Source organism: Stutzerimonas stutzeri, assembly GCF_024448935.1.
Taxonomy (GTDB): domain Bacteria; phylum Pseudomonadota; class Gammaproteobacteria; order Pseudomonadales; family Pseudomonadaceae; genus Stutzerimonas; species Stutzerimonas stutzeri_AO.
In genome coordinates this window covers 29,973-51,826 of sequence record NZ_JAMOIE010000016.1, presented here as the reverse complement: position 1 = coordinate 51,826, position 21,854 = coordinate 29,973, and the positions used below count along the sequence as shown (strand labels likewise).

Below are 21,854 nucleotides of genomic sequence, written 5' to 3'. Positions count from 1 at the left end.
GCTTCCTCGGCCCTTTTTGCCTTGTCTTGCCTGCCTCGCCTTCATTTTCGACGGCCTGCTAGGGCTCGCCGTTATCCTGACCGGGCTCCAGCATGCTACGGACCTTGTCTTCGAGGGTCGAGAGGGTGAACGGCTTGGTCAGGACCTGATAGTCGTACGAGGCGTTGCTGCGCTGCAGCACCGAACTCTCGGCGTAACCGGTAATGAACAGCACACGCAACGAAGGGCGTTTTTCCCGGGCGGCATCGGCGAGTTGCCGCCCGTTCATGCCGCCGGGCAGTCCGATATCCGATATCAGCAGGTCCAGGTGTGCGTCGCTGTCGAGAATGCGCAGGCCGCTGGGGCCTTCGGCGGCCTCCAGGGTATTCAACCCCATTTCCTGCAGCACCTCTGTCACCAGCATGCGGACATTGGGTTCGTCATCCACCACCAGAACGGTACGCCCCTCGACCGAAGCGGTTGGCAGGCCCGTACTGGACGGCGCATGCAGGCTGGCCGACTGGCCGTGGTGGCGGGGCAAGTAGATCCAGACGCTGGTTCCTTCGCCCACCGTGCTCTCGATACGCACGCCCCCGCCCGATTGCTTGGCGAAGCCGTAGACCATGGATAAGCCGAGCCCCGTACCTTCACCCAGAGGTTTGGTGGTGTAGAACGGATCGAAGACGTAGCCGAGCTTTTCCTGGGGAATGCCGACGCCGGTATCACGGACGCCGAGTGCGACGTACTCGCCCGATTGCAGGCCGATTTCGTGGGCGAGCGGCTCGTCCAGCCGCAGGTTTTCGCTGATCAGCGTCAACTGGCCACCGTCAGGCATCGCATCGCGGGCGTTGATGGTGAGGTTCAGCAGGGCGTTTTCCAGCTGGTTGGTGTCACAGAGGGTCAGCCAGAGTTGGTCCGACAACTGCATCGAATAGCGCACCATTGGCCCAATGGTGCGTTGCAGCAGCTCCATCATCCCTTCTATCAGGGTGTTGAGATCGGTGGGGCTGGGATCGAGCGTCTGACGCCGTGAAAAAGCCAACAGGCGGTGGGTGAGCGCGGTCGCCCGAGTGGCAGAGGTCAGCGCGCTGCGGATGTAACGCTGCAGATCATCGGTGCGGCCCTGGTCCAGGCGAACCGACAAGAGTTCAAGCGAGCCGATCACGCCCGCCAGGAGGTTGTTGAAGTCATGCGCCAGGCCGCCAGTCAACTGGCCGACCGCTTCCATTTTCTGCGATTGCCGCAGTGCTGCCTCGGTCTTGGCGCGCGCTGCGACTTCGGCATTGACGCGCTGCTCGAGGGTTTCGTTGAGGCGATGCAGCGCTCGTTCGGTACGCTTGTGCTGAGTGATGTCGAGACAGGCTCCGACCATGTACGAGGGCCTGCCGTTGGCATCGGTGAAGGTCTGGCCCTTGTCGAATAACCAGCGCTCGTTGCCCTCCGGCAGCCTGACCCTGAACTGCATCTCGAAGTCGTCTCCGTAGCGCGCACAGCGTTCGCACTGCTGGGCAATGCTGTCGCGATCCTCCGGATGGATCCTGTCGAGAAGCTCGTCGAGCCAGCCCGAAGTCAGGCCCTCCAGGCCGAACAACCGCTGCATGGGCAGATCCATGTCCAGGCGGTTGTTGCGCAGATCCCAATAGAAGGTGCCGGTACCGGAAGCCAGCAGGGCCGCGTTCAGGCGCTCGTCGCTCTCGCGCAGACGCAGCGCTGCGGACTCCTGTTCGAGCAGGCTTTCGGTAACGTCTTCGGCTTGATGGATGATGTAACGGACCTGGCCCTGGACATCCAGCACCGGCATGTTGATAACGTCCCAGTAACGGGTTTCGTAACGGTCGTCTTGCGGGCGTCGCAATGGGTAGCCGACTGTCTTCATCTCCTGTCGGCGCCCCGTGCGCACCACCTCGGCCAGCGAAGCGCGCAACAGGCTAACGCCCGGCGAGCCCGGCCTCGCCGCCTCGCCGCCGTTGAAGACGTCGAACAGGGGACGGCCAATGACGTCTTCACGCTGTGTCATGGTCGCCCGCAAGCGCTCGTCGCTAGCGGCGACCATGGTGTAGTCGGCATCGTTGGCAACCACGAGGACGATTCCGGGCAGGGCATCGAAGATGCGCTGCAGATCCGCTATGTCGATGGCTCGGCTCTCCGTCTGAATGGCACGTCTGCGCATGCCGTATAGGTGAGTAGTGCGGGCTCGATGTGCTTCTGGTTCCCCGAGGCGAAGCTGCTGGTTGCCGGGGGATACGCTGTTTTGCCGCGGAATCGGCCGTACCGGTCTATGGGTGGAGATTATGCCACCATCGAACGATGGATCAGACAGCGGCTGTACCGCCTCGACGAGGACGCGATCGTCATCATAGGGCACGGACCGCAAACGCGATCGGGTGACGAGATGCGAGAGGACCCCGTTGTCCGTGCTTGATTGGTCGAGGTTCGTCGGCACGTTCCGGTTCTGCTACTGACTGAGTGTTAACCTAGCGGCGCATTTCAGTCTGCGGGTGATTAACCCGGCAGGCTGCGTCCCGCAGATGAAGGAAGTCACCATGAAAAAATTCAGCAACCTGACCGCATTCGCCGCCACCGTCGCACTGCTGGCCGGCTGTACCAACAACCCCTACACCGGCGAACGAGAAGCGGGCAAGGCCGGCATTTACGGCGGCATCGGTGCGGTCAGTGGTGCGGTAATCGGCGCCGCTACCTCCAGCAAAAAGGACCGTGCCAAAGGCGCATTGATCGGAGCCACCGTCGGTGGGGCCGCCGGCGGCGGCTATGGTTACTACGTCGATACCCAGGAAGCCAAGTTGCGCCAGACGCTGCAGGGCACAGGCGTACAAGTGCAGCGCCAAGGCGATAACCTGACGCTGATCATGCCCGGCAACATTACCTTTGCAAGCAATTCAGCTGACATTTCCAGTAGCTTCTACCCTACGCTTAATTCACTGGTCCAGGTGTTCAAAGAGTTCAACAAGAACGGTGTCGACATCATCGGCCATACCGACAGTACCGGCTCGCAGCAGCTCAATCAGGACCTTTCGAACCGGCGCGCGCATAGCGTTGCCACCTATCTGGAAGGCAACGGCGTGCCCGGTTCACGTATCTCATCTTATGGTGCGGGCTCGAGCCAGCCGATCGCCAGCAACGATACCGCTGCCGGGCGGGCGCAGAACCGTCGTGTAGAGATCAATCTGCGGCCATTGTAAGCGGCGAAGCGCCGGCGAGACTACCAGGGCTCGCTTGCGCCATTTCGATGGCGTCATCTTTACGGCTAGTTGTCGCTTCAGTTGAACCTCTGAACGATCCACGACTCTGACGCTTGTGACAGCGGGCCATGTAGTGGCACTGAGGAGGTCGAATGGATGATCGTTCCGCTCTCCATTCTCGTAAGCCTTGGCTGCCATTGGTAGTGACGCTGGCCCTGATGGTAGGGCTCGGAGGATGGGTTGGCTGGCAATGGCATGTTCAGGAAATGCGGCTGCGCGCCGAGCAGGCCCAGCGATTCAACCTGACGGTCAATGACGTTGAAAGCACTCTGCGTGAGCGTATGCGCGCGTACGAGATGGTTTTACGAGGTCTGGCGGGGCTTTTCGTCGGGAGCGATGCAGCCAGCCTGCAGGACTGGAATCGGGCGTCCGATCAGCTTCAACTCCAGGATTTCTACCCTGGCATCCTGGCCATTGGTCTGGCGCGCTATGCCCGCGCAGAGGACCTCAGCGTTCTGCTCGCGAATATTCGCCAGGGCGGGCGTGAGTTGCACATCTATCCCCGAGGTGAGCGCAGCGAATACCTGATCGTGGATTACATTCATCCGCTTGATTGGCGTAACCGTCGAGTGCTGGGTTTTGACATGCTAAGTGAGGAAACGCGCAGGCAAGCCGTGATGGCGGCGCGCGACATCGGCACTCCGATGCTCACCGGCCCGTTGCGGCTCCAGCAGGAGACCGAGCAGAACGCGCAAGTGGGCACTCTGTTGTATCTCCCTCTTTACCGGGCCGGTGCTCCCATCACCACCTCGGAAGAGCGCCAGGAAGCCTTTGCCGGAACGCTTCACGGTGCCTTCCGGCTAACCGATCTAATGGAGGGGGTGCTGGGTTCGCGCAGCAAGCTGTTGCAATTGCAGCTGTTCGACGCCGCCGCCCCAGACGAGCCCTTGCTGGTCGGGCGAGCCACGGTGAGCAGCGACGCCAGCTTCCAGCGCACCCGCAATATCTACATGTACGGCCGTAGCTGGCAGCTGGAAGTTGCCAGCACACCGGAATACGAAGCCATCCTCAACCGGGTGGGTAGGGCCTTCAATCTGGTTGCGGCGCTGACTGCAGCTGTGCTGTTTTCGCTGTTGATTGGCGGCTACCTGTATTTGCGTGAACGGGCGTTGCGCAACAGCCAGACGCTTGGCGCGCAACTTCAGGAGCGCGAGGCATGGTTTCGTCAGCTGATTGAGCAACTGCCAGTGGCAACTGTGCTTTGCAGTGATAAGGGGCGGATCGAACTGGCCAACCAGAGTGCCGCTACGCTGCTTGGTAGCAGTGCTGGCCTGCTCGCTGGCGAGCGCCTCAGTCGCTACGTTCCGGGGGCCCTGGACGAGACCGCGAACGGGCCACAACCTGAAGCCGATCAGCGGGAAAGCCAAGCGCTGCGCGAAGATGGCTCGCCGGTCCCGGTTTCGCTCAGCCTGACCAGTTTCAAGCGCGACAAGTCCGTTCACCATCTGCTCAATCTGGTCGACCTGCAGCAGCGCAAACGTGACGAAGAGCGTTTTCGCAATGTGGTCGAAGCTTCGCCGAACGCCTTTCTCCTGTTCGACCATGAAGGGCGAATCGTCATGGTAAACCGGCAAACCGAGCTGCTGTTCGGCTACAGCCGGCAAGACTTGCTGGGCCAGCCCATCGAGCTGTTGATCCCTGAATCGATGCGCAAGATCTACAACGAGGTGCGCTACCGTTTCGGGCAGGAACCGGAGGCTCGCCGCCTGGGCGAAAACCGGGAGCTGTTCGGTCGCCATCGCGATGGTCGGCTGCTGCCCGTCGAGGTTGGGCTGTCGCCGTTGCGCAGTGGAGAAGAGCAACTGGTGCAGGCAGTCGTGATCGATATCGCGCACCGCAAGGCGGCGGAACGGCGTCTCCGTGACCAAGCTGACGAGTTGATGGTCGCCAATCGCTACAAGTCCGAATTCCTCGCCAACATGTCGCACGAGCTGCGCACCCCGCTGAACAGCATTCTTATCCTCAGTGATCAGCTGAGGCAGAACACTGCGAGCAACCTGACCGAGAAGCAGGTCCGCCATGCCGACATCATTCACCGGGCCGGTCACGATCTGTTGCAGTTGATCAACGATGTGCTCGATCTGGCCAAGATCGAGGCTGGGCACATGCAGATCAAGTCGGAGCCGCTCGACCTCGGCGAATTGCTGGCGGAGCTGGTTGCGAACCTCGAGCCCATGGCCGCGCAAAACGGGCTGACCCTCAAGGCCCGGATCGACGAGGGAGTTCCTGCTTCGCTGGTCAGCGACCGGGCTCGGTTGCAGCAGATTTTGCGAAACCTGATTACCAATGCTCTGAAGTTCACCGAGCACGGTTCCGTTGATATACAGGTGTCCAGCCGGCAGGCTGAAAGCGCTGTCGAGCCAGAAATGCTGCAGATTTGCGTAACCGACACCGGCATCGGTATTGCCGAGGATCAGCACGAGCGAATCTTCCAGGCGTTCCAGCAAATCGACGGCTCCATCAGTCGTGAATACGGCGGCACCGGGCTGGGGTTGGCCATAGCACGTCAGCTCGCAGAAGCGCTCGGTGGTGGCATCCGGCTTAAAAGCGCGCCAGGCCAGGGCTCGAGTTTTACGGTCGAGTTGCCCTTGAAAGTTGCCGCAACTCCAGAAATTCGCACGCTGCGACCACTGCAGCGGCGCGGACAGGGTGGCGGGCTGCTGATTGTCGAGGACGACGCCGATTTCGCCTCGGTATTGGCCGAGGTGGCCCAATCCCACGGTTTTTCCAGCGTTATCTGCGGAACCGGACAAGAAGGGCTGGATGCGGCAGCTCAGGACCGTTTCGCAGCGGTGATTCTGGATGTCCTGCTGCCTGACATCAGCGGTTGGCAGGTCCACCGGGCGCTGCGAGCCGACCCCAGGCACCAGGACACGCCGGTGTACATCATTTCCTGCGTGCCACAGCCGCAGGGCTGGTCGGACGACGGCTCACGCTACCTGCTCAAGCCTGTGGCTCAGTCGGAACTGGAGCGCCTGTTTGTCGATCTGTCGCGTCAGGAAGGCTATTGGACTCGGCTTCTGCTGGTGGAAACCGAGCCGGATCGGCGCCGTCAACTGCGGGAGCATTTCGAGCGGCTCGGCTACCGGGTCAGCGAATGCCAGCGCAGCGAAGAGGCCCGGCTGGCCTATGCTGAGCACAGCTACGCGGTGCTGATCGTCGACTTCGACCTCCCCGGCGAAGACGGGCTCGACTTGCTGGACGCGCTGGACCGCCTGCGACCGCTGAAAGACGTCAGGGTGATCCTGACCAGTCGCGAGGCGCTATCGGAAAAGAATCTGCAGCGGCTTAAGCGTTATTCATCGGTTGTGTTGTCGAAAACAGAAGGACTGGAGCATATGGAAGATGCACTGAAGCCCGCCGGGGTCGATACTGCGGCGTGAGCAAGAGACGAACTGGATCATCCCCTGTTGGGGCAGCGGGTGCTATTGGTCGATTCTGACGTGCGGGCGATTTATGCCATCAGCGCCATGCTTGATGAGCAGGGGTTGCAGGTGGTGCCAGTCACGACCTGTTCCGAGGCGCTGGAGCGCTTCGATCAAGATGCCTTTGATCTTGCGCTGGTGGACCTGTCCATGCCGGATAATGGCGGTCCCGAACTGATCCGTCAGCTCAGAAACGACTATGGTTGTCAGGTGCCGATTGTGGCAATGGCGGTCGGCTCTGATGCGGCTGTTTCGGAACAGAGCCTCCCGGCCGGTGCCGACGACATCCTGTTCAAACCGGTCGACGGCACCAGGCTGGCCGAGCTGCTGCGGCGTCTGGAACGTACTGATGACCCTCATGCAAGTCCCTAAGGAGAAGTGTATGACGCATCGTTCAAGCCGAACTGGCGTCCCTGCAGGCGTCGGTAGCGGAAGCCCAATCACGCTGTGCCGGGGGCGCGGCTGATGGCATGGTCGCAACCCCAATCAAAGCCTCGGACCCGGACATTGCTGGTCGTCGATGATCGCGAGGCGAACCTGGTGGCCATGGAGGCCCTGCTCGGCGATGGCGACTGGCAGGTCCATACGGTCAATTCTGGTGAAGCCGCGTTGCAGGCGTTGCTCGATCTGGACGTCGAGCTGGTGTTGCTGGACGTCCAGATGCCAGGCATGGACGGATTCGAAGTGGCGCGCCTGATGCGCGGCAGTCCGCACGCACGCTACACGCCGATCATCTTCGTATCGGCCATTGCGCATACGCGAGAGTCGGTGTTGCGTGGTTATGCGACGGGTGCGGTGGATTTCATTCTCAAGCCGTTCGATCCGCAGGTGCTCAAGCACAAGATCAATACATTGCTCAGCCATGAGCATAATCGGCGTGACTTGCAGCTGCTCAGCCAGCAGCTCGACAGTGCAAGAGCGTTTAACGCTTCCGTACTCAACAATGCTGCCGAAGGCATCCTGGTGGTGGGTGAGGACGGATTCATCAGCTTCGCCAACCCGGCAATCGCCAAAATGCTGCACACCAGCGTCGATGATCTGCAAGGTACCGCGCTGATCAAGCATCTGGCCTCGCCGCAGATGCCGCTGGCCTGGCGCGACACCGATTTCTACCAACATTGGCGTGGCGGCAATACCTATCGTCTGCATGAGGCGCAGCTGTTCACCGCCAACGGAGACACGCTGCCAGTGGCACTGTCTTCATCACCGTTGCCTCGTCAGCAGCGTTCAATGGTGGTGATCGCCCTGGACATGTCGGTGGTGCGCAGCCTGCACGTGCAGCTGGAAACCCAGGCGGTAACCGACTCGCTCACGGGCCTGCTCAATCGTCGCGGTTTTCATCAGGCGCTGGATTCGGCTCTGGCGAGGGTCGATCGCAACGGCAAACGCATGGCCATCCTCTATATCGACCTCGATGGTTTCAAGCGCATCAACGATTCGCTGGGGCACGATGCCGGCGACGAGATTCTCTGTCGTGTGGCGCGCGTGTTGGAAGCCTGCATGCGTCCGTACGACATCATCGCCCGAATGGGGGGTGACGAGTTCACTGCGTTGCTGGATTCTCTGGATCATCCGGAAGATGCCGCCAAGGTGGCGGAAAAACTCATCGAGTTGATTTCGGTTCGACATACCATCGAAGGCACCGATGTCACGCTCGGTGCCAGTATTGGCATTGCGAATTTTCCGGATTGCGGCCAGAGCGTCGAGGAATTGCTTCGCTCGGCGGACATGGCCATGTACGAGGCCAAACGCAACGGCCGGCAGCAGTATCGCTTCTTCTCCCGTGAGATGAACGGGCGGGCCCACGCGCGCCTGATGATGGAAGAGAACTTGCGTAGCACCATCGAGCGTAATGGTTTCGCGTTGGCCTATCAGCCACAGGTCGTGCTCGCGACCGGTGAGCTGCGCGGGTTCGAGGCCTTGCTGCGCTGGGATTACGCCGGGCGCGGTTCGGTGGAGCCGAGTGTGTTCATCCCCTTGCTGGAAGAAACCCGGCTAATTGACCGGGTCGGCGAATGGGCGCTGCGTGAAGGCCTGGCCCAGTGCCGCGGCTGGCGTGAGCGATTCGGCGACAAGCTGGTGCTGAGCTTCAACGTCAGCCCGGTGCAGTTCCGCCGAGCCGGCTTGATCGACGAGTTGCGCCGGCTGCTCGATGAGTATCAGCTTGATCCCCGCCAGTTGGAGCTGGAGGTTACCGAGGGCGCACTGATGCAGGACCTGGAACAGAGCTGCGACAAGCTTCTTCAACTGCGTGAGCTGGGGGTCAGGGTGGCGGTGGACGACTTCGGCACCGGTTACTCATCGCTGGCTTACCTGCGCCATTTCGACCTGGACACGCTGAAGATTGATCGATTGTTCATCGCCAACATGCTCGATTCACCCCGCGATGCTGCAGTGGTGAGCACCATTATCGATCTGGGGCGAAACCTGGGACTGGAGGTGATTGCCGAGGGCGTTGAAACGCTGGCCCAGCGCCAGTGGCTGATCGACCATGACTGCCAGGTGATGCAAGGGTTTCTGGTCGCGCCAGGGCTGGCCGTCGAGGACGCTCTGGAATTCCCGCGAACAATCGACTGGCTACAGCTTGAGCATCGACCGGCCGGCTAGTGCCGGCCTGTTGGGCTAACCTGAGGCGCCATGACGAGGCGGGTATTGGTCATGTAGCTTTTCGAGCTCGGCATCCTTGTCGCTCCAGAGCTCATTGACCCACTCCTGAAATTTCAACCGGTAGGCGTCGTCCTGGTCGTAGCTACGGTGTAGGAACTCGGCAGGGATTGGCTGCGAGTCGATGCGCATCACGACCCGGCCGATTCGGCCGCAGAGCAGGTCCCAGAAGCTCGGATTACCGTCCGGGTAGTGAATGGTGACGTTGATCAGTGCCGTCAGTTGCTCGCCCATCGCATCGATCACGAACGCAATGCCGCCGGCCCGGGGTTTGAGCAGGTAGCGGTAGGGCGATGCCTGTTCAGTGTGCTTGTCCTCGGTGAAGCGGGTGCCTTCGAGGAAATTGAACACCGACACCGGGTTGGTCCGGTAGCGTTCACAGGCCTTGCGGGTGGTGGCCAGATCCTCGCCGCGCTTCTCCGGATACTTGGTCAGGTATTCCTTGCTGAAGCGCTTCATGAAGGGAAACTCCAGCGCCCACCAGCACAGGCCGATGACCGGGACCCAGATCAGCTCCTGCTTGAGGAAGAACTTCAGGATCGGCATCCGCCGGTTGAACTGGTATTGCAACATCAGGATGTCAGCCCAGCTCTGGTGGTTGCTGGTGACCAGATAGGAGTGTTGCAGATCGACCTTTTCGAGTCCCTGCACGTCCCACTCGGTTCGCCGCACCTGATCCATCCAGAAGCTGTTCACGGCCATCCAGGATTCGGCGATCCAGTGCATGCCAAAGCGCAATGCGCGCTGAATACGCGGAACCGGTAGCGCAAGCTTGAACAATGACAGGGCAAACAGCGGCCAGCACCAGAACAGCGTGTTCAACGCCAGGGTCAAGCCAGCCAGGATACCCCGCAGTGGGGCAGGAAGAACGCTCAGCATCGATTGGATCTTGTATCCGTCAACAATGGCCGCAAGAGTACCGGCTGTGGGTTGAACTGCAAGGCAATAAGCAGGCCCGAACATTGCGAAGCGCCCCGCCAGGCTGGCCGGGCGCGGGGCAGGTCAGGCCTTCTGCTTCTGGTTGTCAGCCTGCAGAGCGGTCAGCGCGATGGTGAACACAATGTCGTCCACCAATGCGCCGCGGGACAGGTCATTCACCGGCTTGCGCAGGCCTTGCAGCATCGGGCCGACGCTGATCACGTTGGCGCTGCGCTGAACCGCCTTGTAGGTGGTGTTGCCGGTGTTCAGGTCAGGGAAGATGAACACCGTGGCTTGACCTGCCACCAGGCTGTTAGGTGCCTTCTGCTTGCCGACACTGGCGACCGATGCGGCATCGTACTGCAGCGGACCGTCGATTGGCAGGGTGGGTGCGCGTTCCTGGGCGATGCGTGTGGCTTCAGCAACCTTTTCCACCTCGGCGCCACTGCCGGACGTGCCGGTGGAATAGCTGATCATCGCCACGCGCGGGTTGACGCCCAGCGCGACGGCCGATTCGGCGCTCTGCAGGGCAATCTCTGCCAGCTCGGTGGCACTCGGGTTCGGATTTACAGCGCAGTCGCCGTAGACCAGTACTTGATCCGGCAGCAGCATGAAGAACACCGACGAGACCAGGCTGTAGCCGGGCGCCGTCTTGATCAGCTGCAGCGCCGGGCGAATGGTGTTGGCGGTGGTGTGTACGGCGCCGGACACCAGACCGTCCACTTCGTCGAGCGCCAGCATCATGGTGCCAAGGACCACCGTGTCCTTGAGCTGCTCACGCGCATCGTCCGGAGTCAGCCCCTTGGCCTTGCGCATTTCGCACATCGGCTCGACGTACTGGTTGATGAGCAGCTCCGGATCGAGAATCTCCAGGCTTGCCGGCAGTTGGATACCTTGCTCGCGAGCAACTGCCTGGACTTCTTCAGGCTTGGCCAGCAGTACACAGCGCGCGATGCCGCGCTCCTGACAAATGGCCGCGGCGCGGATGGTGCGCGGCTCGTTGCCTTCCGGCAGGACGATGCGCTTGTTAGCTTGCTGTGCGCGCTTGACCAGCTGGTAGCGGAACGCCGGAGGCGACAGGCGCAACTCGCTGCGGGGTACGCTGAGGCGGGTATGCAGCAGTTCGGACTGCAGGTGCTGCGCAATGAAGTCGGTAACCTGGCTGGCACGCTCGATGTCGTCCGCTGGGGTTTCCTTGTTCAGCCCGAACAGATTGGTCGCCGTATCGTAGGAGCCCGTCTGCACGGTCATCATCGGCAGGCCACCATCCAGTGCCGCTTTGCAGAGCTCGAGAATCCGCGGGTCGGGCGCAAAGTCGCTGCACAGCAGCAAACCTGCGAGCCTGACACCATTGAGCGAGGCCAGGCTCGCCGCCAGGATGATGTCGTCGCGGTCACCCGGCGTAACCACCAGTACGCCCGGTTGCAGCAGTTGCACTGTGTTGGGGACGGCTCGGGCGCACAGGACGATCTTTTCGACGCGACGCTGCTCCGCTTCACCGGCGTGAAGGACCTTGGCGTCGAGCAACTCGGCGATGTCACGGGTCCGCAAGGCGTTGAGTTTGTCGGCGAAGGGGATCGCGCCGAGCAGCTGGAAGTCCGCGGTGTCCAGTACCGGCAACTGGGCCTTGAGGCGCTCGATGAAGGCCGGCGTGCCGTCCTCACACTTGACCTTGTTGAGAATGACGCCCAGCACCTTCGGATCCTTGGCGCCACCGAACAGCTGGGCCTGGATCTCGATGCGCTCGGCCAAGCGCTTGAGCGTGTCAGTTCCTTGCGCGGCGATCAGGATGACCTCCGCGTCCAGGCTTTTCGCCAGGTGCGTGTTAATCCGCGACGAGTGGTTGAACTCACGGGTCGGCACCATGCCTTCCACGATGACCACGTCCTTGCCCGCCGCAACCTCCTGATAGCGGCTGACCACGTCCTCGAGCAGCAGGCCGAGTTCACCATCGGCCAACTGGCGCTCGACCTGCTCCAGCGGCAGCGGCTCGGGTGACACGATATTCAGGGTGCGCTCAACCAGCACACAGGAGCGCTCACGGCCCTGGTCATGCGGAAAGGGCTGGGCGATGGGCTTGAAGAAGCCGACCTTGAGGCCGGCACGCTCGAGCGCGCTGATCAGGCCAAGGCTGATGGAGTTGAGGCCCCCGCCAAAACCGCAGGGGGCGAGGAATAAGGTATGCATGATGATCTCCTGTCGGGCGAAGGCGATGCCAAGTAGACGAAACCCGACACCGTTTGCGGTCGTCGGGTTCGTGCGGTGCGTCTGGCTGTCGGCGCGCTATCAGGCGTCGAGCAGCGCCAGCGTGTCCAGCGCGATCTGTCGTTCTTCATTGGTCGGTACCACCAACACACGGGGGCTGCCTGCCGCCTGGATCTCCCCGGCCACACCGCGCGTGCAGCGTTCGTTGGCTTCTTCGTCCAGCGTAAAGTTGAACAGTTTCAGGTGTTCGAGGGTACGGGTACGCACGGCCGTCGAGTTCTCGCCGATGCCGCCGGTGAAGATCAGTCCATCGAGTTTCGGCAGGGCGCAAGCCATGCTTGCCAGTGACTTGGCCAAGCGGTAGCAGAAAACTTCGAATGCCAGGGCGGCGCCGGCATGCCCGGCGACACGGGCCTCCTGCAGGGTGCGCAGGTCGTTGGACAGCCCGGACAGACCTTTCAGACCGCTGTCGTGATTGAGCATGTGATCGATCTGCTCCAGGCTCCAGCCCAGGGTGCGGTTCAGGTAGCTGTGCAGGTTGGGATCGACATCACCGCTGCGAGTGCCCATTACCAGGCCTTCCAGCGGGGTCAGCCCCATGCTGGTGTCGCGGCTCTCGCCATTGACGATGGCGCACGTCGAGCAGCCATTGCCCAGGTGAGCCGTCAGCCAGCTGCTGTCATCGACCGGAAGCCCGGTCATCTCGGCGGCACGCGTGCTGACGTAGTTGTGGCTGGTGCCGTGGAAGCCGTAGCGGCGGACGCTGTGTTCCTGGTAAAGGAATTCCGGCACGGCGTAGCGGAACGCATGTTCCGGCATGGTCTGGTGGAAGGCGGTATCGAACACGCTGACCTGCGGCAGGCCGGGGAACAGCGCCATGGCTGCATCGATCCCGACCAGGTTGGCCGGGTTGTGCAATGGCGCCAGCTGGGCGCTGTCGCGAATCGCCTTCAGCACCGGCTCGTCGATCAGGCTGGAACCGGTGAAATGCTCGCCACCATGGACCACACGATGGCCGATGCCGTCCAGTTTGCCGCCTGCGGCCTCATGGGCCACCGGCAGCAATTTTTCGAGCGCGGCACGGTGATCGGCACCCGGAATGTTCAGGCTCTGCCTGGTGTCACCCAGCTGCCAGTGCACCACGGCTTCGGGGGAGCCGAGACGTTCGGCCAGGCCCTGCAGGGGGAGCGTGGCTTGGTCTTCGTTGACCAGCGCGAATTTGATCGATGAGCTGCCGCAGTTAATCACCAGGATGTTACGAGCTGACATCGGTGCTCCTTGGATGCAAATTAATTGTTGAAATAAGTCGCCTGCATTTGCAGGCGTGAATTCTTGCATAACCTTGAGAGGCGCGATGCTCTCCAAAGGTTGTATTCGTCACTGCCTAGGCCATGAAGTCGCGTGGGGTGGGTCAGCTGCCGATGGTCCCCTAAATCGTGCGTCGGTTCGCAATCAATGCAGCTCGCGGTTAGACTTTCACACACATTCCCCAACAAAGGTTTTGCCTCATGCAGATTGCCGCTAACAAGGCTGTGTCAATCGACTACACACTCACCAATGATGCCGGTGAAGTGATCGACAGCTCGGCCGGCGGCGCGCCGCTGGTCTATTTGCACGGTTCGGGCAACATCATTTCCGGTCTGGAGAAGGCGCTGGAAGGCAAGCAAGGCGGTGATGAAGTGAAGGTCGCCATCGAACCGCAGGATGCCTACGGCGAGTACAGCCCGGAGCTGGTCGCCACCCTCAATCGTGCAATGTTCGAAGGCGTCGACGAGCTGGAAGTCGGCATGCAATTTCACGCCTCCGGCCCGGACGGCGGCATGCAGATCGTCACCATTCGTGATGTCGAAGGCGACGATGTGATCGTTGACGGTAATCATCCGCTGGCCGGGCAGCGCCTCAACTTCGAAGTCAAGATTGTTGAGGTGCGTGAAGCCAGCGAAGAAGAAATCGCTCATGGTCATGTGCATGGCGAAGGTGGTCATCAACACTGATTGGCGCGCAAGCGGCTGGTCAGGAAGAAGCCCGTATCGAACGGGCCATGGAAGCGCTCCGGTTCTGCTGGAGCGCTTTTTTACTGGAGTACAAAGGCATGAGCGCGTTTCACGAGTTGGTTCTGCCCGGCCTGGCGGGCCAGGAACTTCCCCTGGCGCCGTTGAAATCCCAGGTGACACTGGTGGTCAATGTGGCTTCCGAGTGCGGTCTCACACCTCAATACGCAGGCTTGCAAGCGCTGCATGAGCGTTACCAGGATCGTGGTTTCGGCGTACTGGGCGTCCCCTGCAACCAGTTCGCTGCTCAGGAGCCGGGCAACGACGCGGAAATCCTGCAGTTTTGCGACGACAATTACGGCATCACCTTTCCGATCAGCAGCAAGCTCGAGGTCAACGGCCCGCAGCGTCATCCGTTGTACCGCCTGTTGGCAGGAGAGGGCGCTGACTTCCCGGGCGACATCAGCTGGAACTTCGAGAAATTTCTGGTGGACAAGGACGGACGTGTGCTGGCGCGCTTTTCGCCGCGCACTGCTCCGGATGATCCTGCGCTGATCCAGGCCATCGAAAGCGCGCTCACCTAAGCGTGCCGTCTCCTGTCAAAGCGCCGACTGCCTCGAACAGGCTTGCGCGGCCAGCGAGCGCGATGCCGATACCGATTGCCTGGCGCTGGCTGAATTCATCGGCAATGCCTGGGGGCGCCTTGCTGCGCATGAAGGTTGGCCGCAGTGTCACGCCGTTGAAGATATTTCTGACCCAGCTGGAGCGTCTGCTGACGCCCCGCTGATTTTTTGTGGCGATCGGTGAGACGACCGGTCGCTTTTGCTTCAAGCCAGAGGAGACAGCAATGACTGCAGCCGTGAATGCCCTGTTCCAACCCTTCCAACTCGGTAGCTTGCAACTGCCAACGCGTGTCGTGATGGCGCCGATGACCCGTTCCTTCTCTCCTAACGGTGTGCCAACCGCGGACGTCGTCGAGTACTACCGCCGCCGTGCCGCGTCGGGTGTGGGGTTGATCATCACCGAGGGCACCACGGTCGGCCACAAGGCCTCCAATGGCTATCCGCAAGTGCCGCGCTTCTACGGCGAAGCCCCACTGGCCGGCTGGAAGGCGGTGGTCGAGGCCGTGCACGCCGCCGGTGGCAAGATCGTTCCGCAGTTGTGGCACGTGGGCAATGTTCGTCACAAGGGAACCGAGCCGGAGCCGGAAGTGCCGGGTTACGGTCCGATGGAGAAGGTGAAGGACGGCGAGGTCGTGGTGCACGGCATGACCAAACAGGATATTCAGGACGTGATCGCAGCATTCGCCCAGGCTGCCAAGGATGCCCAGGCCATAGGCATGGATGGTGTCGAGATCCACGGGGCGCACGGCTACCTGGTCGACCAGTTCTTCTGGGAGGGCAGCAACCAGCGTACCGACGAGTACGGTGGCAGTCTGGCCAATCGCTCCCGCTTCGCCATCGAGCTGATCGAGGCGGTACGCACGGCGGTCGGTCCGGAATTCCCAATCATTTTCCGCTTTTCCCAATGGAAGCTGCAGGACTACAGGGCGCGCCTGGTCACCACGCCGCAAGCGCTTGGCGACTTCCTCGAGCCGCTTTCTGCGGCGGGTGTGGACATCTTCCATTGCTCGACACGCCGATTCTGGGAGCCGGAGTTCGAGGGGTCCGACCTCAACCTGGCTGGCTGGACCCGTCAGCTGACCGGCAAACCCACCATCACCGTCGGCAGCGTGGGGCTCGATGGAGAGTTCCTGCAGTTCATGGTCAAGACTGACAAGGTGGCGCAGCCAGCCAACATCGAGGGGTTGCTCGAGCGCCTGAACAAGCAGGAGTTCGATTTGGTGGCGGTTGGACGCGCACTGATTTGCGATCCGGACTGGGCGTTGAAGGTGAAAGAAGGGCGTATGCAGGACATCCTGCCCTTTAGTCGTGAAGCGCTGAAAACGCTGGCCTGACGCGCGACGCACTCTCTAGCTGCACAGAAGCCATCCTTGGGATGGCTTCTTTTTGCGCGCCGTTATTGCGAGGCACCGGGATAACCGGCCTGCTTCAGCAGCCTGGCCAAGTGCACGGCGTTGCGCGCCAACATCGCGTTGGTCTTGCCGATCTTCTCGCCCGGGTCTTGCACATCCTTGTAATCCGTCGACCCCATCGCCGGTCCGACCCAATAGGTGCAGCCATTGGCAGGGATGGTGAAGCCTACATCGTTCAGTCCCTGATAGAGGCTGGCTACCACATGATGGGCGCCATCCTCGTTACCCACCACAGCGACGCACGCAACCCGCCCGTACGAGACCATCCGCTGCTCGTCGTCCACTTCACCCAGGAACGCGTCCAGGCGCTCCAGTACGCGCTGACAGACGCTGGATGGATGGCCGAGCCAGATCGGCGTGCCGAGAATCAGGATGTCCGCTGCAAGCAACTTTTTCCGAATCATCGGCCAGTCGTCACCTTCGCCTTCGTCTGACGTCACGCCAGGCTTGATGTTGAAGTCCACTGCGCGGACCTGCTCGCAGCTGACGCCGAGTTTTTCCAGCTCGCCCTGGGCCTGGCTCAGCAACAGGCTACAGGACGACTCTTGGGGCGATGCCTTGAGGGTGCAATTGATTGCGAGGGCAGTAAGCGCCATTGCGGGTCTCCCGGTGTGAGGTGTTCAAATCTAGACAGCTCAACGTCTCGCAGTTCACGGATCGATCACGATAGGCACTGTCGACTTGCCGCCTTCGCGCACCCAGAACAGCGTTGCGGCTGCCACGGCTGCCGGCATGATCAGAAGATTGACGAAGGGAATCAGCAATGCTGCGTAGGTCACTGCGCCGAAACTCAGGCTCTTCCAGCGGCGCTGGCGCAGCCAGACCATCATTTCGGCCCAGCTCAGCTTGTTGTTGTCCGCTGGATAATCGATGTACTGCACCGCCATCATCCAGACGCCAAACAGAAGCCAGAGCGGCGCTGCGACCAGATTGACCACCGGGATGAATGACAGGATCAGCAGTGCCAGCGCACGGGGTACGAAGTACGTCAGCTTGCGTGCCTCACGGCCGATGGTTCGTGGCAGCATGGCCAGCAGCTCGCTCCAGCTGAACGGTGGGGCGCTATCGATTCCGCGTGCCACGGTTTCCACCTTTTCGGCGAGAAAGCCATTGAAGGGGGCGGCAACGATGTTGGCGAGCATGGTGAAGGTGAAGAACACGATCAGCGCCACCAGCACTACGAACAGCGGCCAGATGATGTATTCGAGGAACATTAACCACTCGGGGAGGTTAGGCATGAAGGCGTCGACCCAACCGCTGAACTGGCGCAGGGCGATGTAGATAAGCCCGCCGAACAGCAACAGGTTGACCGTCAGCGGCAGGATGACGAACAGCCTGAGACCAGGACTAAGAATCAGTTTCAGGCCTTCACGTAGGTATTGGGGGCCGGATAGGGCAGCGACGGGCATTGACGATACTCCGCAAAGGACGCTCCGGACCTTACTGGCTTTATCGGGGTGGGAAAAGCGACATCGCAATCGATAGGACTGCACTATCAGGCCGATCGGCTTTATGCAATAGCCAGCGTTGCGCTTGGCTTTTAGGCTAGCCGCGAAATCTCCTTTTGGTTTTCAGGGCCGTCCGCTTCAAGCCTTCCCCAAGTGCCTGGCCGGCCCTTTTTTATTTCTCTTCGAAATTCACTGGTTTGCGCCTCAGCGGCTGCTGATCAAAGCGCACGCCCGGGAGTCCGGTATCCATCAGGGCGCGGATGTTCAGGTGGTCGGATCCACTGGGGTTCTCCAGCACTGACTGATAGTGCTCCCCGAACGCAAGCAAGGCTTCTTCTGTGGTGAAGCCTTCCAGTACGGCCAGCCCCAGCGTCTTGCATGAGCCCTCGTTCTGCCCGGCAGCGTTTTCAACGTTGCCATTGAAAAAGCGGGTTGGCTGGTAGTCATAGGCGCTGGCGATGAATGCCAGCGTCTCGCTGAATGGGTGGTTTCGGTTGCGCAGACTGGCGCGAAAGTCCCTGAGGCTGCTCATGGTTTCTGGGCCTTGTCGAACGCAGCTTGTTGCTCTGGCGTTGCGTCCTTCTGATAGCGTTTCTTCCATTCCGCGTATGGCATGCCATAGACCTCTTCGCGCGCCTCGTCGAGGCTGACTTCGATATCCAGGTCATCGGCGGCGGCCTTGTACCATTTCGACAGGCAGTTGCGACAGAAGCCGGCCAGGTTCATCAGGTCGATGTTTTGTGCGTCCGGGCGGCTGCGCAGGTGCTGGGTTAGGCGGCGGAAAGCGGCGGCTTCGAGTTCGGTGCGTTCTTGTTCATTCATTTCAAGGGTCTCGACGTTGCAGACTTCGGCGCGATCATAACCTTGACGCAGACCGTGGGCCAGATGGCGACGGGGAACTTTAGCGGCTTGAACCGTTTCCGCCAAACAGGATGGCCGGCCGGCCATCCGGCTGTCGAGGAGACTGGATGTGATTGGGGAAAACACTGGGTGATAGCCGAAGGGTGCCTGCCGGCGTTGGGACCGAAACCCGATGAGCCGGCGCTGCGCAGCCATGAGGCGGCGTGCACTTTGAACGCTGGCCCGTTGGAGGCGGTGATCGAGCTGACGCTGTACTTCGCTGACCGTGAGCCGGCCGGGCCGTACGCGAGACGGGTCCCCGCGCGGCGAACTGCATCTCCGTTTCGATGACCTGCAGACGCCCCAGGCAGTGCCGCGCGAGACTGACCATGCCAGCGTATTCATGTCCAACGTACCGGTGGTCATTCAGCACACTCGGCTGGACGCACGCAGCGGTGACCGTGCGCTGATGACGATGACGACCCTGGCCTATGGCAGCGATTGACGCGCGCAGGGTCAGTCCCGATGCGCGGCGAGGGTAATCGATACCGACTCGGCAAAGCGCAGGGCGTGTGGCTTGTCCACTTCGACTTCGGCGTAACGCACTTGCGGATGTGCCATGACCAGGTCGAGGATTTCCTGGGTGAGCCGTTCGAGCAGGGCGAAACGGTTGTCCTCGACGTGCTGGATGATCGCCTTGGTGATGGTTCGGTAGTTCAGTGCATGGTCGATGTCGTTGTCACGCACGGCCTCGGCCGCAGGATAAAGCATCGTCAGATTGATCAGGACATCCTGCTTGTTGAGGATTTCCTCTTCCTTGATGCCGATGAAGGTACGTAGGCGCAGGTCTTTGACGCGGATGCGCGCCATGGCAGGTTCCAGTCGGGGCATGGGATTCCTTCGCGTATCAGATCAGGTGGCGGCCGCCGTTAACGCTCAGCGTGGTGCCGGTGACATAGGGATTATCCAGCAGATAGCGCAGGCTCTGGTAGATCACCTCGGCGCCGGGCTCGATGCCAAGGGCGGATTTGGCAAGCGCCTTGCGCTGGTAAGCCTCATCATCGCCTTCGTTGAACTGTATCAAGGCAGGCGCGATGCCATTGACCTTGATCGCCGGTGCCAGCCTGGCTGCAAACGACAGCGTGAGGTTGTCCAAGCCGGCTTTGCTGGCTGCATAAGCGATGTGCTTTTTGCTGCCGACGCGGGTGACGTCATCACCGATGTGGATGATGTCTGCCGGACCGCCATGCTGCAGCAGTTCAGTACAATGAAGGTTGATCAGGTAAGGCGCGAGCATGTGCACCTCGAACATCCGTTGGAATGTTTCAGCTTCCTCACCCGGTGTCTCCGGGTGCCAGTCCGATGCGTTGTGAACGATCGCACGCAGGGCGCTGGTGTGCTGCTTGAGTACAGCGATAAAGGCGTGGATGCCCGCTGCAGCGGAAAAATCGGCATGCAAGGTCACCGCGCCGCGCTCACGAAGCCGAGCCAGACTTGCCCGAGGGGTGCGGTAGCTCACGATCACCGGCTGGCGTTCATCAAGCAAGCGTTCGGCGCAATGCAGGCCGATGCGCTGGCTGGCACCGGTAATCAGTATCGGGGCCATCGGCTGGGTCATGCTGGGATACCGGGTGGGACGGTGAAGGTCGCGCCGCCTGTGCAAGGCAGCAATACCTTGTCAGCTTACACCAGGGTACGCAACGACCCGACTCTATGCGGGCATTTCCGTGCATGTAAAGGCGGGCATCGGTGGTGCTGCTAAGGGTTCTCGGGCGCGTCGGAGGTGGTCTGCGTGGCAAGCTCTGGCTGCAGCTCGGGATGCAGACGCTGATGCTGCTCGTACAGATAGGAGCGGATGCGTTCGGCATCTTTGTCCTGCGGATATTCGACTTCGTAGGCAGTCATTCCACCTTCGGCATGGCGGATCCGGTGCGCGTCGATCTGGAAAGAGTCTTCGCCCGGCAACGCCAGGCGCATATGCAGATGTTTGGGTGCCTGATGCTTGGCTCCGGCATTCACCAACAGGCCGTTGGGCGACAGCTCATGCACGCTCAGCGCGGTTTCGTTGCCATCGTCGGAGAGTAGTGGCAGCGGCTCGTCCAAGTGCAATCGCCAGGCGCGCAGTACCGGTCCGCGTTCATAGATGGTCGGCGGCGCCAGCTGCAATTGCACCGCCTGGAATTCATCCTGCTTCAACTGCAGCGAGAACGACATGCAATAATCCTCGAGCTCCGCTTCGAGGGTCAGGTTGGCCTTCGCAGCCAGTTGCAAGAGCAGGCCGTTGGCCGTTTCCCCGCCGTCGACGCGGAAGCCAGCCCGCGTTTCGCCCGGCTCTGCTGGCGAGCCGCTGACAAGTTCGTTGATGTAGGCCAGTTCGGCACTGGTCAGCGCAGTTTTGCTCGGCATCCCGATTTCCCTCGCCTGGTCGCTCCAGATTGCAGCACAGGCCTCTGCGAGATCTTTACCAGGTCGGCACTGCGACAACGCCAGCCTGATGGAGTTCCCTTGTGCCTGGCGGCGGCAGCGTTTCGAAGTGTAGAACCGCTCGGTCGGGTTAGTGTGTCGGATGCGGCATAATGCTCGGCTTTAATCTGAAACGGAGCTCATCATGAAAGTGGCCATCCTCTCCGGTACTGTCTATGGCACAGCTGAAGACGTTGCCCGCCATGCTGCGGCGGTACTCAAGGCGGCCGGGTTCGACGCCTGGCATGATCCACGCGCGCAGCTGGGGCAGGTGTTGGACTTCGGACCGCAAGCATTGCTGGTGGTGACTGCCACCACCGGAATGGGCGAACTACCGGACAGTTTCGTCCCGCTCTACACGGCGATTCGTGATCGATTTCCGGCCTGGCAAGGCTTGCCAGGCGGGGTAATCGCACTGGGCGACGCCAGCTATGGCGATACCTTCTGCGGCGCCGGGGAGTTGGTTCGGGAGTTGTACGCCGAGCTGGGTGTACGCGAAGTCCAGGAAATGCTGCGCCTTGATGCCAGCGAAACGGTAACGCCGGAGACCGATGCCGAGCCCTGGCTGGAAAGCTTTGCTACAGCCCTGCGCGGCTGATAGGTAGGCAAGGCCGGCGGTGGCCTGG

General features: G+C 61.2%; 18 protein-coding genes and 3 pseudogenes. 10 read left to right on the top strand and 11 right to left on the bottom strand.

The window, feature by feature from the left end; all coding sequences use genetic code 11:
• Window positions 1-58: 58 nt before the first annotated feature.
• On the bottom strand, window positions 59-2,149 hold the full coding sequence (locus NA637_RS07055; protein ID WP_256071606.1) for an ATP-binding protein: 2,091 nt from the start codon (window positions 2,147-2,149) through the stop codon (window positions 59-61).
• 21 nt (window positions 2,150-2,170) lie between these two features.
• On the opposite strand from NA637_RS07055, the pseudogene NA637_RS07050 reads away from it, so the two are divergent.
• From NA637_RS07050 to NA637_RS07035, 4 genes and pseudogenes are all read left to right on the top strand, one after another.
• Window positions 2,171-2,401: pseudogene (locus NA637_RS07050) on the top strand (MBL fold metallo-hydrolase); the annotation flags it as partial.
• A 121-nt stretch (window positions 2,402-2,522) separates the two neighbouring features.
• Complete coding sequence (locus NA637_RS07045) at window positions 2,523-3,179, top strand: OmpA family protein (RefSeq protein WP_256071605.1); 657 nt, start codon at window positions 2,523-2,525, stop codon at window positions 3,177-3,179.
• 152 nt (window positions 3,180-3,331) lie between these two features.
• A pseudogene (locus tag NA637_RS07040) lies at window positions 3,332-7,036 on the top strand (CHASE domain-containing protein).
• 93 nt (window positions 7,037-7,129) lie between these two features.
• Window positions 7,130-9,271 carry a putative bifunctional diguanylate cyclase/phosphodiesterase gene (locus tag NA637_RS07035; protein ID WP_256071604.1) on the top strand — a complete coding sequence of 714 codons (2,142 nt, stop codon included), beginning with the start codon at window positions 7,130-7,132 and terminating at the stop codon, window positions 9,269-9,271.
• A gap of 15 nt (window positions 9,272-9,286) precedes the next feature.
• Here NA637_RS07035 and NA637_RS07030 read toward each other — a convergent pair whose 3' ends face one another.
• The 3 genes from NA637_RS07030 to NA637_RS07020 all read right to left on the bottom strand — a co-directional run bounded on the left by NA637_RS07030 (window position 9,287) and on the right by NA637_RS07020 (window position 13,720).
• A complete protein-coding gene (locus tag NA637_RS07030) occupies window positions 9,287-10,207 on the bottom strand; it encodes an acyltransferase (protein WP_256071603.1) in 921 nt (306 codons plus the stop codon).
• Window positions 10,208-10,330: 123 nt separating this feature from the next.
• Window positions 10,331-12,433, bottom strand: coding sequence for a phosphate acetyltransferase (gene pta, locus NA637_RS07025; protein ID WP_256071602.1), 2,103 nt, complete (start codon window positions 12,431-12,433; stop codon window positions 10,331-10,333).
• 99 nt (window positions 12,434-12,532) lie between these two features.
• Entirely contained in the window at window positions 12,533-13,720 is a 1,188-nt protein-coding gene (locus tag NA637_RS07020; RefSeq protein ID WP_256071601.1) for an acetate kinase, read from the bottom strand.
• Window positions 13,721-13,959: 239 nt separating this feature from the next.
• Here NA637_RS07020 and NA637_RS07015 point away from each other — a divergent pair, with 239 nt between their 5' ends.
• The 4 genes from NA637_RS07015 to NA637_RS07000 all read left to right on the top strand — a co-directional run bounded on the left by NA637_RS07015 (window position 13,960) and on the right by NA637_RS07000 (window position 16,399).
• Entirely contained in the window at window positions 13,960-14,445 is a 486-nt protein-coding gene (locus tag NA637_RS07015) for an FKBP-type peptidyl-prolyl cis-trans isomerase (protein WP_256071600.1), read from the top strand.
• Window positions 14,446-14,543: 98 nt separating this feature from the next.
• The gene (locus NA637_RS07010; RefSeq protein ID WP_256071599.1) at window positions 14,544-15,026 is read left to right on the top strand and encodes a glutathione peroxidase; all 483 of its coding nucleotides are present in this window, start codon (window positions 14,544-14,546) and stop codon (window positions 15,024-15,026) included.
• Window positions 15,027-15,088: 62 nt separating this feature from the next.
• A complete protein-coding gene (locus tag NA637_RS07005) occupies window positions 15,089-15,229 on the top strand; it encodes a hypothetical protein (RefSeq protein WP_423836704.1) in 141 nt (46 codons plus the stop codon).
• Window positions 15,230-15,289: 60 nt separating this feature from the next.
• On the top strand, window positions 15,290-16,399 hold the full coding sequence (locus tag NA637_RS07000) for an NADH:flavin oxidoreductase (RefSeq protein WP_256071598.1): 1,110 nt from the start codon (window positions 15,290-15,292) through the stop codon (window positions 16,397-16,399).
• Window positions 16,400-16,461: 62 nt separating this feature from the next.
• Here NA637_RS07000 and NA637_RS06995 read toward each other — a convergent pair whose 3' ends face one another.
• The 4 genes from NA637_RS06995 to NA637_RS06980 form a co-directional block, all read right to left on the bottom strand.
• Complete coding sequence (locus tag NA637_RS06995; protein ID WP_256071597.1) at window positions 16,462-17,073, bottom strand: flavodoxin family protein; 612 nt, start codon at window positions 17,071-17,073, stop codon at window positions 16,462-16,464.
• 54 nt (window positions 17,074-17,127) lie between these two features.
• Complete coding sequence (cysZ, locus tag NA637_RS06990; RefSeq protein WP_256071596.1) at window positions 17,128-17,886, bottom strand: sulfate transporter CysZ; 759 nt, start codon at window positions 17,884-17,886, stop codon at window positions 17,128-17,130.
• A gap of 211 nt (window positions 17,887-18,097) precedes the next feature.
• The gene (locus NA637_RS06985) at window positions 18,098-18,457 is read right to left on the bottom strand and encodes a HopJ type III effector protein (protein ID WP_045429560.1); all 360 of its coding nucleotides are present in this window, start codon (window positions 18,455-18,457) and stop codon (window positions 18,098-18,100) included.
• Window positions 18,454-18,747: a DUF1244 domain-containing protein gene (locus NA637_RS06980; protein ID WP_256071625.1), complete on the bottom strand. Its 294-nt coding sequence runs from the start codon at window positions 18,745-18,747 to the stop codon at window positions 18,454-18,456. The genes NA637_RS06985 and NA637_RS06980 overlap by 4 nt, the downstream gene beginning before the upstream one ends.
• Before the next feature lie 63 nt (window positions 18,748-18,810).
• On the opposite strand from NA637_RS06980, the pseudogene NA637_RS25655 reads away from it, so the two are divergent.
• Window positions 18,811-19,270 (top strand): annotated as a pseudogene (locus tag NA637_RS25655) (sensory rhodopsin transducer).
• Window positions 19,271-19,281: 11 nt separating this feature from the next.
• Here the strand turns inward: NA637_RS25655 and folX are convergent.
• The 3 genes from folX to NA637_RS06960 all read right to left on the bottom strand — a co-directional run bounded on the left by folX (window position 19,282) and on the right by NA637_RS06960 (window position 21,171).
• Window positions 19,282-19,656, bottom strand: coding sequence for a dihydroneopterin triphosphate 2'-epimerase (folX, locus tag NA637_RS06970; protein ID WP_128121041.1), 375 nt, complete (start codon window positions 19,654-19,656; stop codon window positions 19,282-19,284).
• 16 nt (window positions 19,657-19,672) lie between these two features.
• Window positions 19,673-20,383: a dihydromonapterin reductase gene (gene folM / locus NA637_RS06965; protein WP_256071594.1), complete on the bottom strand. Its 711-nt coding sequence runs from the start codon at window positions 20,381-20,383 to the stop codon at window positions 19,673-19,675.
• Window positions 20,384-20,523: 140 nt separating this feature from the next.
• Complete coding sequence (locus tag NA637_RS06960; RefSeq protein WP_256071593.1) at window positions 20,524-21,171, bottom strand: PilZ domain-containing protein; 648 nt, start codon at window positions 21,169-21,171, stop codon at window positions 20,524-20,526.
• Between the two features lie 202 nt (window positions 21,172-21,373).
• Between NA637_RS06960 and NA637_RS06955 the strand changes: the two genes are divergently transcribed.
• The gene (locus NA637_RS06955) at window positions 21,374-21,826 is read left to right on the top strand and encodes a flavodoxin (RefSeq protein ID WP_256071592.1); all 453 of its coding nucleotides are present in this window, start codon (window positions 21,374-21,376) and stop codon (window positions 21,824-21,826) included.
• The last annotated feature ends 28 nt before the right edge of the window (window positions 21,827-21,854 follow it).

Excerpts from the sequence above, each read along its gene's own strand:
- NA637_RS07055 (WP_256071606.1), bottom strand. The coding sequence starts at position 2,149 with ATGCGCAGACGTGCCATTCAGACGGAGAGCCGAGCCATCGACATAGCG.
- NA637_RS07045 (WP_256071605.1), top strand. The coding sequence starts at position 2,523 with ATGAAAAAATTCAGCAACCTGACCGCATTCGCCGCCACCGTCGCACTG.
- NA637_RS07035 (WP_256071604.1), top strand. The coding sequence starts at position 7,130 with ATGGCATGGTCGCAACCCCAATCAAAGCCTCGGACCCGGACATTGCTG.
- NA637_RS07030 (WP_256071603.1), bottom strand. The coding sequence starts at position 10,207 with ATGCTGAGCGTTCTTCCTGCCCCACTGCGGGGTATCCTGGCTGGCTTG.
- pta (WP_256071602.1), bottom strand. The coding sequence starts at position 12,433 with ATGCATACCTTATTCCTCGCCCCCTGCGGTTTTGGCGGGGGCCTCAAC.
- NA637_RS07020 (WP_256071601.1), bottom strand. The coding sequence starts at position 13,720 with ATGTCAGCTCGTAACATCCTGGTGATTAACTGCGGCAGCTCATCGATC.
- NA637_RS07015 (WP_256071600.1), top strand. The coding sequence starts at position 13,960 with ATGCAGATTGCCGCTAACAAGGCTGTGTCAATCGACTACACACTCACC.
- NA637_RS07010 (WP_256071599.1), top strand. The coding sequence starts at position 14,544 with ATGAGCGCGTTTCACGAGTTGGTTCTGCCCGGCCTGGCGGGCCAGGAA.
- NA637_RS07005 (WP_423836704.1), top strand. The coding sequence starts at position 15,089 with ATGCCGATACCGATTGCCTGGCGCTGGCTGAATTCATCGGCAATGCCT.
- NA637_RS07000 (WP_256071598.1), top strand. The coding sequence starts at position 15,290 with ATGACTGCAGCCGTGAATGCCCTGTTCCAACCCTTCCAACTCGGTAGC.
- NA637_RS06995 (WP_256071597.1), bottom strand. The coding sequence starts at position 17,073 with ATGGCGCTTACTGCCCTCGCAATCAATTGCACCCTCAAGGCATCGCCC.
- cysZ (WP_256071596.1), bottom strand. The coding sequence starts at position 17,886 with ATGCCCGTCGCTGCCCTATCCGGCCCCCAATACCTACGTGAAGGCCTG.
- NA637_RS06985 (WP_045429560.1), bottom strand. The coding sequence starts at position 18,457 with ATGAGCAGCCTCAGGGACTTTCGCGCCAGTCTGCGCAACCGAAACCAC.
- NA637_RS06980 (WP_256071625.1), bottom strand. The coding sequence starts at position 18,747 with ATGAATGAACAAGAACGCACCGAACTCGAAGCCGCCGCTTTCCGCCGC.
- folX (WP_128121041.1), bottom strand. The coding sequence starts at position 19,656 with ATGCCCCGACTGGAACCTGCCATGGCGCGCATCCGCGTCAAAGACCTG.
- folM (WP_256071594.1), bottom strand. The coding sequence starts at position 20,383 with ATGACCCAGCCGATGGCCCCGATACTGATTACCGGTGCCAGCCAGCGC.
- NA637_RS06960 (WP_256071593.1), bottom strand. The coding sequence starts at position 21,171 with ATGCCGAGCAAAACTGCGCTGACCAGTGCCGAACTGGCCTACATCAAC.
- NA637_RS06955 (WP_256071592.1), top strand. The coding sequence starts at position 21,374 with ATGAAAGTGGCCATCCTCTCCGGTACTGTCTATGGCACAGCTGAAGAC.